General features: G+C 40.1%; 14 protein-coding genes. All 14 read left to right on the top strand.

Features of this window, described 5'->3' with window-relative positions:
• Positions 1 to 14: 14 nt before the first annotated feature.
• Positions 15 to 1190: an isochorismate synthase DhbC gene (gene dhbC / locus ACK3CR_RS19090; protein WP_328122610.1), complete on the top strand. Its 1176-nt coding sequence runs from the start codon at positions 15 to 17 to the stop codon at positions 1188 to 1190.
• Positions 1187 to 2806 (top strand): (2,3-dihydroxybenzoyl)adenylate synthase, encoded by a 1620-nt coding sequence (locus tag ACK3CR_RS19085; RefSeq protein WP_243518687.1) that lies wholly within the window; start codon positions 1187 to 1189, stop codon positions 2804 to 2806. Before dhbC ends, ACK3CR_RS19085 begins: the two co-directional genes overlap by 4 nt.
• A 16-nt stretch (positions 2807 to 2822) precedes the next feature.
• Positions 2823 to 3704 (top strand): isochorismatase, encoded by an 882-nt coding sequence (locus ACK3CR_RS19080; protein WP_243518689.1) that lies wholly within the window; start codon positions 2823 to 2825, stop codon positions 3702 to 3704.
• A 16-nt stretch (positions 3705 to 3720) separates the two neighbouring features.
• Positions 3721 to 10848: an amino acid adenylation domain-containing protein gene (locus tag ACK3CR_RS19075; RefSeq protein WP_488975952.1), complete on the top strand. Its 7128-nt coding sequence runs from the start codon at positions 3721 to 3723 to the stop codon at positions 10846 to 10848.
• Positions 10832 to 11053, top strand: a complete 222-nt coding sequence (locus tag ACK3CR_RS19070; protein WP_243518693.1) for an MbtH family protein — start codon at positions 10832 to 10834, stop codon at positions 11051 to 11053. The genes ACK3CR_RS19075 and ACK3CR_RS19070 overlap by 17 nt, the downstream gene beginning before the upstream one ends.
• Entirely contained in the window at positions 11050 to 12465 is a 1416-nt protein-coding gene (locus tag ACK3CR_RS19065) for an MDR family MFS transporter (RefSeq protein WP_410914264.1), read from the top strand. The genes ACK3CR_RS19070 and ACK3CR_RS19065 overlap by 4 nt, the downstream gene beginning before the upstream one ends.
• A gap of 47 nt (positions 12466 to 12512) precedes the next feature.
• Positions 12513 to 13199, top strand: a complete 687-nt coding sequence (locus ACK3CR_RS19060; RefSeq protein ID WP_488975951.1) for a 4'-phosphopantetheinyl transferase family protein — start codon at positions 12513 to 12515, stop codon at positions 13197 to 13199.
• A gap of 341 nt (positions 13200 to 13540) precedes the next feature.
• Entirely contained in the window at positions 13541 to 14488 is a 948-nt protein-coding gene (locus ACK3CR_RS19055; RefSeq protein WP_488975950.1) for an ABC transporter substrate-binding protein, read from the top strand.
• 108 nt (positions 14489 to 14596) lie between these two features.
• Positions 14597 to 15577, top strand: coding sequence for an adenosylcobinamide-phosphate synthase CbiB (gene cbiB / locus ACK3CR_RS19050; protein ID WP_243518700.1), 981 nt, complete (start codon positions 14597 to 14599; stop codon positions 15575 to 15577).
• The gene (gene cobD / locus ACK3CR_RS19045) at positions 15555 to 16640 is read left to right on the top strand and encodes a threonine-phosphate decarboxylase CobD (protein WP_410914262.1); all 1086 of its coding nucleotides are present in this window, start codon (positions 15555 to 15557) and stop codon (positions 16638 to 16640) included. The genes cbiB and cobD overlap by 23 nt, the downstream gene beginning before the upstream one ends.
• Positions 16625 to 17176 carry a bifunctional adenosylcobinamide kinase/adenosylcobinamide-phosphate guanylyltransferase gene (locus tag ACK3CR_RS19040; RefSeq protein WP_243518702.1) on the top strand — a complete coding sequence of 184 codons (552 nt, stop codon included), beginning with the start codon at positions 16625 to 16627 and terminating at the stop codon, positions 17174 to 17176. Before cobD ends, ACK3CR_RS19040 begins: the two co-directional genes overlap by 16 nt.
• Positions 17173 to 17946 (top strand): adenosylcobinamide-GDP ribazoletransferase, encoded by a 774-nt coding sequence (locus ACK3CR_RS19035; RefSeq protein ID WP_430237287.1) that lies wholly within the window; start codon positions 17173 to 17175, stop codon positions 17944 to 17946. Before ACK3CR_RS19040 ends, ACK3CR_RS19035 begins: the two co-directional genes overlap by 4 nt.
• Complete coding sequence (locus ACK3CR_RS19030) at positions 17904 to 18521, top strand: histidine phosphatase family protein (RefSeq protein ID WP_243518705.1); 618 nt, start codon at positions 17904 to 17906, stop codon at positions 18519 to 18521. Before ACK3CR_RS19035 ends, ACK3CR_RS19030 begins: the two co-directional genes overlap by 43 nt.
• Positions 18473 to 18895, top strand: a complete 423-nt coding sequence (locus tag ACK3CR_RS19025) for a bifunctional adenosylcobinamide kinase/adenosylcobinamide-phosphate guanylyltransferase (RefSeq protein ID WP_243518706.1) — start codon at positions 18473 to 18475, stop codon at positions 18893 to 18895. Before ACK3CR_RS19030 ends, ACK3CR_RS19025 begins: the two co-directional genes overlap by 49 nt.
• Positions 18896 to 18898: the final 3 nt, after the last annotated feature.

Genomic DNA, 18898 nt, shown 5'->3' with positions numbered 1-18898 from the left:
AGGAGGAACAAAAGATGAAGCAAAGCGTAATGGAGGAAGCTACAAAACCATTGCTTGAACAGTATGAGAAAGGAGACTTTTTCTTTTCTTCACCAACAAAAACGTTACTCGGAAAAGGAAAAGTAAAAGAAGTTCCTTTTACAGAAAGAAGCGAAATACCAAGCACAGTAAAAGAATTATTACATAATGCAAAACAACAAGGATATGAGAAGCCAGTTGCTGTTGGAGCCATTCCATTTTTGCCGTCTCAACCGTCTAAGCTCATCATTCCTGAACATGTTCATATTGAAGAAACAGAAAAAGTGAAAGAACACGTTTTTTCTAACGAGGACATTCAATATGAAGTACGCTCTTTTCCAAGCGGAGAAGAATATGAAGAAGGAGTAAAAGCTGGATTACAAAGTATCCGAGAGGGAGAAATCAACAAGATTGTCCTAGCTCGCTCCCTGTTAGTATCCGCTTCAAAAGCAATTAACGTACCAGAGCTTTTATATAAGCTCGCTTCAAAAAATCAGCATGGTTATACATTTGCCACTAACGTTAGTGATGAGGTAGATAACAAAACGCTTGTAGGAGCAAGTCCAGAGCTTTTAATTGCCAAACGTGGCAACCAAATTGTTTCAAATCCTCTAGCAGGCTCAAGACCGCGAAGCAAAGATCCGATTGAAGATAAACGAAGAAGTGAAGAGCTTCTTTCTTCTGAAAAGGACTTATATGAACATGCGTTTGTTGTTCAAGAAATTGCTCGGGCACTTAAGCCGTATTGTAAAAATTTACATGTGCCAGAAAAACCAGAGCTTCTTCATACCGAAACAATGTGGCACTTATCAACAGTGATAACAGGAGAAGTAGTAGATGACAGCATTTCTTCGCTTGATCTTGCTCATGTGCTTCATCCAACACCTGCTGTATGCGGGACACCGACTGAACAAGCTCGTCAGAAGATTCAGGATATTGAGCCGTTTGACCGGAGCTTTTTCACTGGCACTGTAGGATGGTGCGATGAGAATGGGGATGGAGAGTGGATTGTAACGATTCGTTGTGCTGAAGTACTAGAAGAATCTCTTCGTCTTTTCGCTGGTGCTGGAATTGTTGAAGGTTCCATTCCAAGCGAGGAGCGAGCGGAAACAGCGGCAAAGTTTAAAACAATGCTGCGAGCAATGGGGATTAATGAGGAGGAAAAAGAATGACGTCAGGATTTCCAACGTGGCCGGAAGAGCTTTTTCATTTTTATGAAACAGAATGTTGGACAAACGAAACGTTTGGCAGCATGTTGAAAGACCGCGCTAAAACATATGGAGAAAAAATAGCTGTAAAAAGTAGTACAAAAGAGTTGAGCTATAGAGAGTTAGATCAAAAAGCAGATGAGCTTGCCGCTGGATTTCAAAAGCTTGGATTGAAAAAAGGCGATAAAGTCGTCTTGCAGCTTCCAAATGAAGCAGAGTTCTTTGAAGTATGCTTTGCTTTATTCCGGTTAGGTGTTCTTCCTGTTTTTGCTTTGCCGTCACACCGCTATAGTGAGATTCAATATTTTTGTGAGTTTGCAGAAGCTACTGCTTACATTATTTACGATAAGCATGGTGGATATGATTATCGGAAGCTTGCACGTGAAGTTCAAAAAGAGGCTCCTTCTTTAAAACATGTCATTGTAGTAGGAGAGGCGGAAGAGTTCCTCTCACTTAGCGATGTGTATGAAAAAGAGGCTTCTTTTACAGCAGATGTTGGGCCAAATGACTTTGCTTTTCTCCAGCTATCAGGAGGAAGCACAGGACGCTCAAAACTGATTCCGAGAATGCATAATGACTATATTTATAGTTTGGTAAAAAGCAATGAAATTTGCGGAATGAATGAAGATAGCGTATATCTTACCGTTCTTCCTGTTGCGCATAATTATCCCTTAAGCTCACCAGGTGTACTTGGAACGCTATATGGGGGAGGGAAAGTTGTTCTTGCGAGAGATCCTAGCCCTGATGAAGCCTTTTCACTTATCGAAAAGGAAAACGTCACAATTACAGGTGTTGTTCCTCCTGTTGTACTTATTTGGCTAGAAGCAAGAAAAACGAGAAATGAAGATTTATCAAGTTTACAAGTGATACAGGTTGGCGGTGCGAAGCTAAGCGCTGAGGCGGCGAAACGTATTTCTCCTGCATTTGGATGCACGCTTCAACAAGTGTATGGAATGGCAGAAGGTCTTGTAAACTATACGCGTCTTCATGATTCAGACGAGCGAGTTATTTTCACCCAAGGAAAGCCGATGTCAGAGTACGATGAAATTCGTATTGTGGATGAAAATGACCAAATCGTTGGAATCTCTGAAGTTGGTGAACTATTAACACGTGGTCCTTATACAATTCAAGGTTACTATAAAGGCGGTTCTCATAACGAACGAGCATTTACAAAAGACGGATTTTACCGTACAGGCGACCTTGTCAAAGTAGATGAAGAGGGTTACATCACAGTAGAAGGACGTCATAAAGATCAAATTAATCGCGGCGGAGAGAAAATCGCGGCTGAAGAAGTAGAAAACCATCTGCTTGCACATGAGGATGTTTATGATGCGGCGATTGTTTCTATGCCAGACCCGTTTTTAGGAGAGCGTTCATGCGCTTATATTATCCCGCATCGTGAGGGAGTGAAAGCAGCGAGTCTTAAAAAGTTTCTAAAAGAGATCGGACTTGCGGCATTTAAAATTCCAGACCGAATTGAATTTGTTCAAAAATTCCCGCAAACCCCGCTTGGAAAAGTGGATAAAAAGAGTTTACGACAAATGATTGAAGAAAAGCTTAACCAACAAACTTTAGTATAAAAAAGGAGTGATTTTGATGGGTCTTCCATCTATTACATCGTACAATATGCCAACTGAAAAAGATTTTCCAAAAAACAGAGTAAACTGGACGCCTGACGCAAGCCGTGCCGTCCTACTTGTACATGATATGCAAGAATATTTCCTAAATTCTTTTGATAGAGAACAGTCGCCAGTTCCCGAGCTTGTAGAGCACATTTCTTTATTGAAAAAAACGTGCGATAACCTCGGTATCCCTGTTGTTTATACAGCTCAGCCTGGAAACCAAGATCCTCGTGATCGTGCGCTGTTACAAGACTTTTGGGGAGAAGGATTGAAAGATGATCCAGAACAAACGTCGATTTTAAAAGAGCTGTCACCTTCAGAAAAGGATGTTGTGCTAACAAAGTGGAGATATAGTGCTTTTAAACGCACGGACTTGTTAGAAAGAATGAAAAAAGAAGGACGCGATCAGCTTATCATTTGCGGTGTTTATGCACATATTGGCTGCTTGATAACGGCAGGAGAAGCATTTATGGAAGATATCCAAGCCTTTTTTGTTGGCGATGCACTCGGAGATTTTTCTTTAGAAAACCACAATATGGCACTGAAGTATGCTTCAGAACGATGCGCTTTTACATTATCAACAAACAATTTAATTCATCAGTTAGAAAGCAAAAATGGAATAGACGTCAAAGGAAAGGTAGCTTCTCTTCTTGAAATTTCACAATCAGAAATCGATGACAATGACGATTTAACAGATCTAGGATTAGATTCTATTCGAATTATGAGTCTCGTAGAAGAATGGAGAGATCATAACGAAGAGATTACTTTCATGACGCTTGCAGAGCAACCAACGATAGCCGCATGGACGAAACTGCTTTCACAAGGCAAAGAAAAAACGTTTGCAAAAGTAGAATGAGTAGGGAGTTGATGAGATGAAGAAAAGTGAAAAAACGCGCTGGGCTCTGTCCGGCGCGCAATCTGGTATTTGGTTTGCACAGCAGTTAGACCCGAAGGATCCGATATACAACACAGGTGAATACATAGATCTTAATGGCGATATAGATGTCACAAAGCTTCAAGAAGCAATTAAAATAGCTGTTTCAGAAGCTGAAGCCTTGCACGTTTCTTATTCAGAGGATGAAAACGGACCTTTTCAACTCCTCGATGATTCAAAGCCTGTGAACGTTCATTACATAGATTTAAGTCATGAAGAAAATGCAGAAGAAAAAGCAAAGAAGTGGATGCGTGAAGACTTAGCTAAACCTATTTCACTAGAGAAAGATCCTCTTTTTTTACAAGCTGTTTTTAAAATAGAGTCCAAGCGCTTCTTCTGGTATCAACGTATTCACCATATTGCTATGGATGCATTTGGTTTTTCGCTTATCACAAAAAGAGTAGCAAGCCTTTATACATCTCTTCTTAAGGGAGAGAAAGAGGCAGGAACCTTTTCTCCTTTCACCAACGTATTAGAAGAAGATGTAGCGTATCACCAATCAAAGAAGTTTCGTGATGATGAGAGCTTTTGGATGAACTATTTTGAAGATAATCCTGATGTTGTGAGTTTAGGGGAAGAGGTTTCTAATCCTTCCTCAGATATTGTGCAACATACCGTATATTTGCCAAGCAACATTGTTAGAGAAGTAAAATCATCTTATGTCTCAAGCAGAAATTGGCACGAAACAATTACAGCAGCTCTCGCGGTTTACATCCATCGTTTAACATCGACAAGAGACGTTGTACTATGTTTGCCAATGATGAACAGATTAGGGTCTGCTGCTCTAAACGTTCCAACGATGGCTTTGAATCTTCTTCCTCTCCGTCTTCAGATTACTTCGAGCATGAATTTCTTAGACGTTATCGAAGCTGTTTCAAGCGAGATGCGAAAAATACGCCCACATCGCCGCTATAGACATGAGGAGCTGCGAAGAAAGCTAGGAAAGGTCGGCGGAAATGAACGTATCTTTGGTCCACAAATTAACATTATGCCTTTTCAATATGCGCTGAATTTTGGAGGATATAAAGCTACTACACATAAGCTTGCAACAGGTCCAGTTGATGATATTACTTTTAATGTGTACGACCAAGAAGATGAAAATGGTCTCCGTATTGATGTAGAAGGAAATGCTTCTATCTATACAAAAGAAGATATTGCCCTTCATAGCGAACGTTTCTTACAGCTCCTTCAAACATTTATGAAAAGCCAAACATCTCTTACTGTTGGAAAAGTACCTCTTTTGCTTGAAAAAGAGCAAGCGCAGTTAGCGGAATATAACGATACTACTGTAAAGCTTCCACCTCAAACGCTAGTAGAACTCTTTGAACAAAGTGTAAAACAATATGAGGGAAGAACGGCTTTTTCAGACAGCTCTGTTTCTCTTACATATAAAGAAGTAAATGAAAAAGTAAATCGACTTTCTCGTTTGCTAAGAGAGCACGGAGTAAAGAGTGAAGATTTTATTGGAATTATGATGGATCGATCGGTAGACATGGCTATTTCGATGCTTGCTGTATTAAAAGCAGGTGCTGCCTATGTTCCAATTGATCCAGAGTATCCAGCAGAACGAATCTCTTACGTGCTTCAAGATGCAAAACCTTCGCTTGTTCTAACAGATGAGAAGTCTGTCCCTTCTTTAGATGATCAAACTGTAGATCGTTTTGTACTAGATGAAGAACATGTTCAGTATAAACTCGCCTCTTATGAGGTCACTCAGGAAGAAACTGTTTTTGTTTCAGAGGAGTCTCCTGCTTATATGATTTATACCTCTGGTTCAACAGGAAATCCAAAAGGTGTTGTCATTTCAAGAAAGAGTTTAGTCAACTTTTTGCATGCTATGCAGCATGATGTTTCGATGAAAAAAGAGGATAAGTTGCTTGCTGTAACAACCATTTCGTTTGATATTTCAGCTCTTGAACTTTATCTTCCATTTTTAAGCGGTGCACAGTGCGTGATTGCGAAAAAGGAAGAAGTGCAAGATCAAGCACAGCTTGCGTCCCTTCTACAAAAAGAAGCAGTGACGGTTATGCAAGCTACACCAACGTTGTGGAGAGCCCTTCTTTCTTATAGTAGAGAAGCCGTACGAGAACTTCGTGTGCTTGTCGGAGGAGAGGCACTACCAGGAGATCTTTTAGGACATTTCCGAGAACTAGATTGCGAAGTTACGAACTTTTATGGCCCAACTGAAACTACGATTTGGTCGTCTTCTGTCACATTCTCTAAAGATGGTAACGAGACACCGAACATTGGGACACCGATCTTAAATACAACAATGTATGTGTTAGATAGTGCCTTACAGCCTGTCCCGTACGGTACGCTTGGTGAACTTTATATTGGGGGAGAAGGACTTGCTCACGGTTATTTTAATAGACCTTCTTTAACAAGCGAGCGTTTTATTGCAAATCCTTTTGAACCTGGAACAAGAATGTATCGCACTGGTGATATTGTGCGGTTTAGTCAAAATGGTTCACTTGAATATGTAAGCAGAGCGGATCATCAAATCAAAATGCGCGGCTTCCGAATTGAACTGGGAGAAATTGAAAACGTGATTTCAGCTTATGAGACTGTATCTCATAGTACAGTTATTGTACGGAAAACAGATGCTGGCTCAGACCAGCTTGTTGCTTATATTGTTCCTCTAGAGGGAGAAGAAGTTGATACGCGAGCGTTGCGTCAGTACGTTAGTGAACAATTACCAGAATATATGGTTCCAGCTATCTTTATGACGATGGATAAGCTTCCGCAAACTCCAAATGGAAAAATTGATCGTAAGGCTCTACCAGAGCCAGACGTTTCGGTTCTAGAAGGAAGAGCGCCTCGTACGCCTCAGGAGGAGATACTAAGAGATTTATTTATCGATGTACTAGGGGTGACAAGCGTTGGCATTGACGATGACTTCTTCCATCTTGGAGGTCACTCTCTATTAGCCTCTGTTTTATTAATGCGTATTCGTAAGACGTTTGGTGTGGAAATTAGTTTACGCGCGCTTTTTGATCATCGTACAGTAGCCGAGCTTGCCGTTCTACTAGAAGAGGGAAAAGCAGCTCGACCACCTATTCAGAAAGTGAATTACAGTGGAGAAGTGCCACTCTCCTTTGCACAGCAGCGTTTATGGTTTCTTCATTATTTAGAAGGATGGAGTCCAACGTATAACATTCCAGTCGTTTCTAAAATTAAAGGAGAACTTGACGTTACGTCGCTAAAATCAGCAATTGGAGATGTAGTTGAACGACATGCTCCACTTCGCACTCTTTATAAAGAAAGAGAAGGAGTTCCTTATCAAGAAATAAGGGAGGAACGCTTATTACCTTTGACAGTAAAGGAAGTAGAAGAATGTGAACTTGATGAGAGGCTTCAAGAGGCTATTCGCTATTCGTTCCGTCTCTCAGAAGAACCGCCGTTTCACGCTTATCTTTTTAGCCTAAATAAACAAGAGCATGTACTGTTGCTGTTATTTCACCACATTTCTTGTGATGGATGGTCGCTTGCACCAGTTATGAAAGATTTAGCGTTTGCATACAACGCTCGTTGTCAGCAAGAAACGCCTAGTTTTACGCCGCTACCTGTTCAATATAAGGACTATACGTTATGGCAGAAGAGTTTTCTAGAAGGAGACCGAATTGAAGAACAACTTTCATTTTGGAAAAAAGAGTTGGCACAGTTGCCGGAGGAGCTCGAGCTTCCAACCGATTACCCACGACCAGTTCAGTCAAGCTATCAAGGTGGAACGGTTCCATTTTCAGTCGAAAGCAAGCTTCATCAAAAACTTAGTGCAATCGCAAAAGAAAATGGCACAAGCTTGTTTATGGTACTGCAAGCAGGACTTTCCGCTCTCTTCACGCGACTTGGAGGAGGAGAAGATATTGCTATTGGGTCACCTGTTGCAGGAAGAAATGACGATGCTTTAACAGAGCTTGTTGGTTTGTTCATTAATACGCTTGTCCTTAGAACAGACACGTCAGGAAACCCTACGTTCCGCGAATTGCTTGGACGCGTTCGCAAGGTGAACTTAGATGCATACGAACATAGTGATATACCATTTGAACGACTAGTAGAAGAATTAAATCCAACGCGTTCAAGATCAAAACATCCTCTGTTTCAAGTTATGCTGGCTCTACAAAATACGGCAGAACCTTCTCTCGTGCTTAAGGGAACAGAAGCAGAAGTGGAAATGCCTAATGTGGGAGCTTCAAAGTTTGATTTAACAATTGAGCTGCGCGAGCAGTATGACAAAAACGGAAGTGAGCAAGGAATTCACGGCTTTTTAGAGTATAGCAAAGATCTGTTTACAGAAGAGAGTGCCATAAAAATGGTCGAAAGATGGTGCAAACTTTTAGAAGAAGCCGTAGATCATCAAGATGAGCACATTTCCTTCTTAGATATCTTAACAGAGGAAGAAAAAACAAAACTAGTAAAACAACCAAGCATCGCTACACAAGACAGTCCGGCTACAATTGCTCAATTATTTGAAGAGAAAGCACATCTCTATCGTGACAATATTGCGCTTGTGTTCGACGAAGATTATTTAACTTATGGAGAACTGAATGAACGAGCAAATAGACTTTCGCGCTCTCTTATTGAAAAAGGAGTCGGTCCTGAAGACTTTATTGCTTTAAGTTTACCAAGATCTGTAGAGATGATTGTGAGTATTTTAGCCGTATTAAAAACAGGTGCTGCTTATGTTCCGCTTGATCCAACATATCCAAGTGACAGATTAGAGTTTATCTTGCAAGATACAAAGCCTTCAGGTCTTCTCACATTGTCTAACAGCACGATTACGATTCCGGCTGAGGATGGATTCACGCTTTATTTAGACAGAGAAGATGTAAGCTCTTATTCTTCTTATAATGTGAAAGATGAAGAACGACTTTCTTCATTGGAAAGGAATCATCCTGCTTACGTTATTTATACATCAGGTTCGACTGGAAAACCAAAGGGAGTTGTGATTCCACATCACAATGTTATCAGACTATTAGACTCAACAGAAGAATGGTTCCATTTTGACGAGCATGACACTTGGACGATGTTCCACTCCTATGCTTTCGATTTTTCCGTATGGGAGATATGGGGAGCGCTTCTTAGAGGAGGAAGGCTTGTTATTGTACCACATACTGTAAGTCGATCTCCAAAAGAGTTTCTTCAGTTGCTTGTGCGTGAGGGTGTCACGGTTCTGAATCAAACGCCTTCTGCTTTCTATCAATTTATGAGGGAAGAAAGAGAGAATGAGAACCTAAGAGAAGAATTGAAGCTTCGATTTATTATATTTGGCGGTGAAGCTCTTGACCTCTCGCGTCTAGAAGAGTGGTATAGCCGTCATGAGGAAAATAGGCCAACGCTTATTAATATGTATGGGATTACCGAAACGACCGTGCATGTAAGTTTCCTAGAATTAGGTCTTGAAAGCATTTCTCATCATGGAAATAGCTTAATTGGTGAAAATATAAAAGATTTAGGGATCTATGTTTTAGATGATTACCTGCGTCCTGTTGCTCCAGGCGTTATTGGTGAAATGTACGTAAGTGGAGAGGGACTTGCAAGGGGTTATTTAAATCGCCCAGGGTTAACTGCAGAGCGATTTGTAGCTAATCCATATGGCAAAGAAGGTTCTCGCATGTACCGAACAGGAGATAAAGCCAGGTACCGTCACGATGGAACGCTGGACTATATAGGGAGAGCGGATCATCAAGTGAAAATTCGTGGTTTCCGAATTGAGCTTGGCGAGATTCAATCTGTATTGCTTCAGTCCGAGTTTGTTGAAAGTGCCGCTGTTGTTGTTGGAGGAGAAGAAATTTCAACGCAAAAGCTAATTGCTTACTATATCCCTACTTCTAATGGAGAAGGAAAAGAAGAAGAAATTCGCACTCACGTAAGAAATCACCTTCCTGATTATATGATTCCAACGGCTTTCATTGAGATGGAAGAGTTTCCGCTTACGGTGAATGGAAAACTTGATGTCAAAAAGCTTCCGCTTCCGGACTTTAACTACAAAGGAGAAGGAGATTATCCACGTACGCCGAAAGAAGAGTTGCTCTGCGATATCTTTACGCGCGTCCTTCAGTTAGAACGTGTTGGCATTCATGATAATTTCTTCAACCTAGGAGGGCATTCACTTCTAGCTGTTGAGCTTATTTCAAAAATTCGAGATGCCCTTGGTGTGGAATTAAATATTGGACATTTATTTGAAGCTCCAACCGTTTCAGGGCTTGCAAGACAGATTGATGAAGGCGGGGAAGAGAACTCTCTCAACGTCCTTTTACCTCTTCGAAAAAGTGGCCAGCGCAACCCTGTTTTCTGCGTACACCCTGCTGGAGGATTAAGCTGGTGCTATGCGGGACTTATGACAGCTTTATCTGCTGATTATCCAATCTATGGACTGCAGGCACGCGGAATTTCAGAAGATAATGCATTCCCACGTACGCTTGATGAAATGGCAGAAGACTACGTAAACGAAATCCGCACTGTTCAACCTCATGGGCCATATCATCTTATTGGTTGGTCACTAGGCGGGAACGTTGTGCATGCCATGGCTACAAGACTTCAACGTGAAGGAGAAGAAGTACGTCTTCTTGCTTTGCTTGATGCATATCCAAGTCATTTCTTACCACTAAAAGGCGGGCCTGATGAAGAGGAAGCTCTTATCGCTCTTTTAGCGCTCGGGGGATATGATCCAGACCATTTTGGAGAAAACGAACCGCTCACAATGGAAAGCGCCATTAACATACTGAAAAAAGATGGAAGTGCATTAGCAAGCCTTAGTGACGAAACAATCGTACGCTTGAAGGAAACGTACCGAAACTCGGTTCGTATTTTAGGAGAGTATAAGCCGCAGTCCTTTAAAGGAAATCTTATGTTCTTTAGATCAACGATTATTCCAGAATGGTTTGATCCTATTTCACCAGATGCATGGAAGACGTATTTAGATGGAGAAATTGAGCAGTATGACATCGATTGTCGTCATAAAGATATGTGCCAGCCGAAGCCCCTCGCTGAAATAGGCGAGCTTTTAGCGCAAGCGCTTGAAAGAATTGAAAATGAAGGAGAGAAAACGCATGTCAAATCCATTTGAACGTGATGATGAACTGTATGTTGTATTATTAAATAAAGAAGGACAGTATTCTTTATGGCCTGCTTTTCTAGATATTCCGCTTGGTTGGGAAATTTCTTACCGAGAAGATACGAGAGAAAAGTGCTTAGCTTATATTAATGAAGAGTGGACAGATATGCGTCCACTCTCGTTAAAAGAATCTTTAGCAGACGGAGTTTTAAAATGAGAAAAGAGCTTCATCCGAAAACAGTCATAAGCATTATTTATGTAACAGCAATGTTTATGGCTGCCATGGATGGTACGATTGTGAATGTAGCGTTATCAACGATAAGCAGAGAATTTGGCATTTCCCCGTCTGCGACAAGTTCTTTGAATATAAGCTATATTACGAGTCTTGCGGTTATTTTGCCTCTTTCAGGATGGCTTGGAGACCGGTTCGGGACAAAGCGGATTTTTATTTTTGCGCTGAGTTTGTTTACAGGGGCGTCCATTCTTTGTGGACTTTCAAATAGTTTAGGTGCTCTAAATGTTTCTCGTATTCTCCAAGGAATTGGAGGAGGACTTTTAACACCTGTTGGAATGGCAATGCTTTTTCGAACTTTTTCAAAGGAAGAACGAGCGAGAGCATCTCGCTCGCTTTTGCTTCCAATTGCCGTTGCACCTGCCATTGGTCCTGTTGTTGGTGGGTTACTCGTTGACATGGCCTCATGGAGATGGATTTTTTATATTAACGTGCCTTTTGGCCTTTTTACGATTATCTTTGCACTCCTTTTCTTGAAGGAGCATAAGGAACAAAAAGCAGGTAAATTCGATGCTTTTGGTTTCTTACTAAGCGCACCTGGTTTATGTTTTTTACTTTATGCCCTTATTGAAGCTCCGAGTGAAGGTCTTTCCTCTGTGGTTTTAATCACAGGAATTGCTGGCCTTGTTTTATTAACATTCTTTGTTCTTTTGGAATTGAAAATCGAGCAGCCTATGCTTTTTCTCCGCCTTCTTGCTGAAGACAATTTTAAGAAAATGTGCATGATTTCTTTTTTAGCTTCTGGCGGATTGCTTGGAATGCTGTATGTTTTTCCTCTCATGTATCAAAGTGCGCTTGGAGCTTCTGCGCTTGAAAGTGGGCTTGTCCTTTTTCCAGAAGCATTAGGACTTATGCTCGCATCAAGACTTGTTCCTTTTTCAAACAAAAAGTGGGGAGCCAAAAACGTCATTTCCACAGGTCTTTTAGTTGCTGCTCTTCTTTTTGTTTTATTAAGTTTTGCAGGATCAATCGCTAATCCATGGGTGTTTCGTATCATCTTATTTGGTATAGGAGTTTCACTTGGACATGCTGTTGTAACCGTGCAGTTTACTTCTTTTGCGAATGTTTCTTCTTCTTCAATGGGGCGGGCTACAACACTTTTTCAAGTGCAAAATCGATTAGGCTCTTCCATTGGATTAGCGGTACTTGCAGGAATTATTGCCCTATTCCAATTTGGATCGCCATCAAGAGAAAGTTTACTTCCTTATCAAGCCTCATTAGGAGGAGCGGCTCTTATTTTATTTATCGCTTTTTTAGTTTCCTTAACAGTAGGAGCACGAGAAAAGACTACAGTAAAGCATAAAAAAGGAGCAGAACTTGCTCAAATTAAAAAGTAAAAAAAGAGGAGAATCTTCTCCTCTTTTTCACATGAAAGGAAATCAATATGGTTGAAGTGTACTTATGCAAATTACCACATCTTTTACAACAAAAAGAGCTAAACTTCTTGTTGCAAGGAGTATCGCAACAGAAAAAAGAAAAGGTCTCCAAACTTTATCATCTTAGTGACAAATATCGTACAACTCTTGGTGAACTTCTTGTTCGGTTTCTTTATGAGAGAAAACATCCATCTCAGTCAATGTGCACGTTTACTCAAAATGCTTATGGAAAACCATATATTAAAGAAAATCTATCCTCCTGTTTTTTTAATATTTCACATTCGGGGGAATGGGTTGCTTGTGCTTTTCATGATCGTGAAGTAGGGGTTGATATTGAAGAAATAAAAGATAAACAAGAGGACGTTGCAAAAATAGCTTTTACAAGCGAAGAATATGAAAGAATCATGAAGGAGGACAAGGAGTATTTTTACGAGCTTTGGGCAAGTAAAGAAAGCTATGTAAAAGCCGTTGGAAAAGGTTTTACGATTAGTCCTGATACTATTTCTGTAAAAAGGAACGATGAAGGAGCAACCTTTGTCTGTGAAAAAGAAAGACATGAGATTCAAGATTTTTTCTGCAAAATATACGATCTTGAAGGGTATAAGCTAGCAGTTTGTGCTGAGAGAACAAGTAAAGAAGAGTTTCTTTCTCCCATTGTCGTCTCCTTCGCTGAAATTCTTTCTTTTTTAACATAAAAAGACTCAGGCCTTATTAAAAGCCTGAGCAATAGACCATTCACCCCTTACGTATCATACGAGAGTCACATATGATATGTTCACTATAGCAAGGTTTATAAGCCGTGTGAAAAAGCTTGTTAGAAAGCCTTCCCTTGTTTTTATTTCCTCACCTATTTTCTTTTCAAAATATGTAGGATATACTAGCTTTAGCCAACTTTCTGAAATAGAGAATGTGTTTTTACAGAACGAGCTTTTCTCTTTTGTGACTGAAAAAGAGGAGAGGTCGTATTCTTCATAAGCAGAAGTTCATTTATATGGAAGAAAGGCGGAATCTTTAGGAAGTAGAAGGAGGAAAAGAAGTGAAAAAGCTTTATATGCTTTTATTTGCCATTGTACTCGTGCTTAGTGCATGTAATTCAGGCGGCAATGACAATAGCAGTACGAAAAACGATAGCGCTTCTGTACAGCAAGACAAAGTTTATCCAGTCTCAATAGAGGATGCGCGCGGTGAAAAGGTGAAGCTAGAAAAGCAGCCGAAAAAAGTCGTTTCTCTTATTCCAAGTAATACAGAAATTTTATACAACATTGGAGCGGGAAAACAAGTTGTCGGTGTGACGGATAATGATACATATCCGAAAGAAGTAAAAGAGAAGGAATCTGTTGGCGGCATGGAACCAAACGTAGAGAAAATTATTTCTCTAAACCCTGATCTTGTTTTAGCACATGCTTCTACAATGGCAAGCGGTTCAGATCTTTATAAACAGCTTGAAGATGCAGGAATTAAAGTATTTGTCGTTAAAGATGCTCAAACATTTGATGCTACATACCAATCAATTGAAACAATTGGCGCTTTAACAGGTCATGTTGAGAAGGCGGAAGAAACGATTGCTGACATGAAAGAGAGCGTCAAAGAAATTACGGATAAGGCAAAAGAAGTGAAAGACAAGAAAAAAGTCTGGGTTGAAATTTCTTCTGACCTTTACACAGCAGGAGAAGGGACGTTCATGAACGAAATGTTAACCCTTATCGGAGCTGAAAATGCAGCGAAAGATCAAGAAGGATGGGTACAGCTTTCAAAAGAAGATGTTGTTGCCTTAAATCCAGATGTTATTTTAACAACCTATGGAGCAGCAGATAAAAACGCAGTCGAAAATATTAAAAAGCGTCCTGGTTTTGAGGCTGTTAAAGCTGTAGAAACAAACAGCATTACAGATCTCAATTCTGATGAAGTAACGCGTCCTGGTCCACGTCTTGTTAATGGACTAGAAGATATGGCTAAAGCCGTATATCCAGAACTCTACAAGTAAGAAGAGTAGGTTGGTCTCCTTAGGGGACTGGCCTTCTTTATGGTTTTAACCGACAGAACATTTAGAAAAGTTTCGCGTTTCCATATTGAAGAGAAAAGGAGAAAGAGAGTGGATATTTCATTAATTATTTTTGCACATCTTGCTGCTATTGTTCTCGCTCTTTTCATTGATTTTATTGTAGGAGATCCTGAGCATTGGCCACACCCTGTTCGCTTTTTTGGAGCCCAAATTTCATGGTGTGATCGCCTTTTTAATAGAGGGAAACACCGAAAATTGAAAGGGATCACCCCACCGCTTTTTTTATTTTTTTGGACCGTTATAGTGAGTGGAATCTTCATTTATTTTTGCTATCATTTATCATACATATTTGGCATTGTGATAGAAGGCCTTCTGATTTCAACAACGATTGCCAGAACATCGCTTGCAAAGGCAGCCCTTGAAGTCCATGAACCGCTTCACGCAGAAAATATAGACGGAGCTCGTACTAGTGTTGGAATGATTGTAGGAAGAGATACAGACACGTTGTCAAAAGGGGAAGTAACGCGTGCTACCGTTGAAACGGTGGCTGAAAACGTAAGTGACGGCATAACAGCTCCTCTTTTCTTTGCTCTATTTGGCGGAGCTCCTCTCGCTTTATTTTATAGAGCAGTGAACACGTGTGACTCAATGGTAGGGTACAAAAATAAGCAGTATATGGAATTTGGTTACTGCAGTGCCCGGTTAGATGATTTACTAAACTTAATTCCAAGCCGCACAACAGCATTTGCTCTTGTATTAGGCTATATTCACAAAAGTAAGTATACGTTAAAAGAAGTCCTATCAATTGTTAAACGTGATGCCCGCAAGCATCCGAGTCCAAACAGTGGTTTTTTAGAAAGTGCTGTTGCAGGACTTTTAGGCGTTAGACTTGGTGGAGTCAATACATATAAAGGAGTTGTCTCACATCGAGCACATATGGGAAACCCTGATCGAGAACTGAAGGCGTCTATGATTAAAGAAACCATTCAAATTATGAACCGAGGGGTTCTTTATTATTCTTTTTTTATTTTAATTGGAGGTGGCCTTTTTGTTGCCCTCACATGGAGCTAACCCAAAAAATTTTTTAAAAGCGCTCAATGTTCAAGATCGAGAGCTTTATTATGATTTTAGCGTGAACGTTAACCCGATTGGTATTCCTTCTTCTCTTTATGAAGGAATAGAAGAAAGAAATCAATCGATGTTTTCGTATCCAGAGCAGCATGCAGAAACATTAGCAAGTTATATTGCTTTAGGAGAAGAAACAGCTAGTGAAAATATTTTGTGTACAAATGGAGCAGCAGAAGCTTTTTTCTTAATTGCTTCTCTTTTTGCAAACAAAAAAGCAAGCATTCTTCAGCCAACATTTGTAGAATATGAGCGGGCATGTCTTGCATATGGCTGTACAATTCGGCATCTTTCATTAGAAGAAGAAAGAGACTGGCAGTGGGATATTGAGGCTGTTTTAAAAGAAATAGAGAAGGTTGACATTTTATTTGTTTGTCACCCTAACAATCCGACTGGCATGATGTATCCTGAAAAAGAATGGGAACTCGTTTTAGAAAAAGCGAAAGAAAGTCGAACAACAGTTGTGATTGATGAAGCCTTTGCTGATTTTACAGGGGAAAGTTATTCTTTTGTTTCTTATGTGCAAAAAGGGTATCCTGTTATAATTGTGCGTTCTCTTACGAAAATGTATCATATTCCAGGCGTGCGTTTAGGTTATATTATAAGCAATAAAGAAACAGTGAAAGCACTGCAAGAAAAGCAACCGCCATGGAGTGTGAACGGAATGGCTCAATATATCGGAGAGAAGCTTATGAATGAGCATGAGTTTGTAGCTGCAACAGTTCAATATGTCAAAAAAGAGCGAGAGTTTATATTTCATAGATTAAAAGATCTTGGCTTTTCTTTTACGCCATCGTATACAAATTACTATTTATGTAAAGTACCAGAAGAACTTGAAGGAAGAACCTTTTTATCATATCTAGCTCAAGAAGGAATCGTTGCAAGACATACGGAAAATTTCCGCTTGTTAGAAGGACGCTACATTCGATTAGCGGTGAGAAAACGGGAGGAAAATGAGCATCTTTTACACGTGCTCGGGAAGGTTAAGAAACAATGCTTATTTTTCTAACAGGAGGCGTCCGGAGCGGGAAATCTACATATGCAGAAGATCTTGTTGAGCGTTTGCTTACTAAAGAAGCTGTATATATTGCAACGAGTAAAAAAACAGATGATGAAATGGAAGAAAGAATAAAAGCTCACAAGCTTGTGAGAAAGGAAGGGCGAGTGCCTTGGCGTACATTAGAACAGCAACAAGGCATGTCTACTCTTTTTCCCTCTTTAAAAGAAACGGACGTTGTGCTCCTAGACTGTGCAACAAACTGGCTTGCTAATGAACTGTTTACACCGCCTTCTTACAATTGGCCGTCAAATTGGGAATGGATCGTAGCTAATATGGTGAATGAAGTCAAAGCATTGCATAAGAAAGTGCGTCATCTCATTATTGTATCAAATGAGATCTTTCAAGGAGGATATGAAGAAGGAGTAACGGCAAAGTATATGGAAGCACTAGGTTGTTTGCATGTGGAAATTGTCAAAAGAGCAGATGTCGCAGGAGAGATTGTGGGAGGAATTCCTAGGCTGAAAAAAGGACAGATACATCTATGAAAAAACTCATTGAAATTATTAAAATTGGGCTAAGCTTTTTTACAATCGTTCCAGCAGGAAAAAGAGTAGAATGGACAGAGAGGAAAGTAGCTGGAACGCTGCTCTTTCTTCCTGTTTTAGGTGGCGTTTTAGCCTTCTTATTGAATGGCGTTATAAAAGGAGAAGAGCTGTTTTCTCCGCTTGTCTTTTCGCTTCTTCTTCTTTTTATTCCGATCATCATAACAGGAGGGCTTCATCTTGATGGGTGGATGGATGTTAGTGATGCATACTTTTCTCATCAAAATCGAGAAAAAAAGCTTGCCATTTTAAGTGATCCAAACGTAGGGGCTTTTGCGGTAATTTCACTTCTTGTTTTGCTTTCTTTTCGGTTTATGGCTATTTATGAGCTTGTTCGTGTTGAAGAAGTTTCGTTTCCTCTTCTTGTGATGATTCTAAGCGGTGCTCGGCTTTCTTCCGCTTTTTTACTTATATATACAAAGTCTGCAAAAGAAAGTGGACTCGCTTTTTATTTCCAAAGTGGAATTACACCGCCTATAAAAAGAGGATTTTGGATTGAAGTGCTGCTTTTTTTCGGAGTTTGTGCTTTTGTTTCTCCGCTGCTTTGTTTCGTTTTGGGTGGAGCTCTTTTGCTCTATACGTTTTGTGCTCGTATCTTTTTCCACCGTCAGTTTGGAGGGATTACAGGAGACGGTATCGGAGCAACGATTGAAGGAGGGGAAACTTTTTTATGGATGATCATGTGGTTATTTCAGCTGTTCGTCATGGCATAACAGCATATAATAAAAGAAAAGCATATATGGGATGGAGCAATCCACCGCTTTTAGAGGAAGCATTAGCAAAGATTACCCCATATGAGAAAGAGGATGTACTTGTTGTAGGAAGCGATTTGAAACGTTGTGAGGAAACAGCAAAGGCTCTCTTTCCGAAAGCTCCTTATTATTCTTTTAAAGAGTGGCGTGAGCTTCATTTTGGACAGTGGGAAGGGAAAACGTATCATGAACTAAAAGATAATGTACAGTACCGAAAATGGGTGGATCATCCCTTTACACGTGAAATACCAGGCGGTGAAATGTATACAGACTTCAAAGAGCGCATCAATCAAGCTCTTCTTTATAGTTTGAACGAATTAAAGAAAAGTAGAAAAACAAAGTTGGTCATTGTAACACACGGAGGCGTTATTCGCTCTTTGCATGAGCGTTTTCTAAAAGAAAACAATGTGTTTTGGAACTTGAATATTGGTTATACAGAAGCTATCACATGGAAGATGACGTATGAAAGAGTAAGGAGGGATGAGTCGTGCATTTCGTATTCGGAGGGGCTTTTAACGGAAAACGTCAGTGGATAGATGAATATTATGCGATGGAACAGACAGAGACTCTTTCATTTCAGCATCTCAACCGCTCTGTGGCTTTTCATAAGAAAGTGTACATAGTAGAAGGATTTACTTTATGGGTTAGAGAAAGGATAAAAACCCTCTCTATTGAGGACACAAGAGGCCTTGCCAGGAGGATTATAGAAAAGATAAAAAAAGAGGAAAAAGACAAAGGAGCTCATTTTGTTTTAATTGGGACAGAAGTTGGCAAGGGAATTGTGCCAATGGATCCGTTAGACCGTCATTTCCGTGATGTTTGCGGGTATATTTATCAGGATATGATAAAGGCAGCTTCAACAGTTGATTACATTTGGTATGGAATACAAGAACGATTGAAAGGGGAATAAGAG

The sequence above is a fragment of the Priestia sp. TRM10 genome (assembly GCF_057808375.1).
The sequence above is the reverse complement of the archived record's forward strand: the minus strand, read 5'-3'. Positions and strand labels throughout refer to the sequence as shown.

Excerpts from the sequence above, each read along its gene's own strand:
- ACK3CR_RS19085 (WP_243518687.1), top strand. The coding sequence starts at position 1,187 with ATGACGTCAGGATTTCCAACGTGGCCGGAAGAGCTTTTTCATTTTTAT.
- ACK3CR_RS19080 (WP_243518689.1), top strand. The coding sequence starts at position 2,823 with ATGGGTCTTCCATCTATTACATCGTACAATATGCCAACTGAAAAAGAT.
- ACK3CR_RS19070 (WP_243518693.1), top strand. The coding sequence starts at position 10,832 with ATGTCAAATCCATTTGAACGTGATGATGAACTGTATGTTGTATTATTA.
- ACK3CR_RS19030 (WP_243518705.1), top strand. The coding sequence starts at position 17,904 with ATGGATGATCATGTGGTTATTTCAGCTGTTCGTCATGGCATAACAGCA.
- ACK3CR_RS19040 (WP_243518702.1), top strand. The coding sequence starts at position 16,625 with ATGCTTATTTTTCTAACAGGAGGCGTCCGGAGCGGGAAATCTACATAT.
- ACK3CR_RS19075 (WP_488975952.1), top strand. The coding sequence starts at position 3,721 with ATGAAGAAAAGTGAAAAAACGCGCTGGGCTCTGTCCGGCGCGCAATCT.
- ACK3CR_RS19065 (WP_410914264.1), top strand. The coding sequence starts at position 11,050 with ATGAGAAAAGAGCTTCATCCGAAAACAGTCATAAGCATTATTTATGTA.
- dhbC (WP_328122610.1), top strand. The coding sequence starts at position 15 with ATGAAGCAAAGCGTAATGGAGGAAGCTACAAAACCATTGCTTGAACAG.
- ACK3CR_RS19060 (WP_488975951.1), top strand. The coding sequence starts at position 12,513 with ATGGTTGAAGTGTACTTATGCAAATTACCACATCTTTTACAACAAAAA.
- ACK3CR_RS19035 (WP_430237287.1), top strand. The coding sequence starts at position 17,173 with ATGAAAAAACTCATTGAAATTATTAAAATTGGGCTAAGCTTTTTTACA.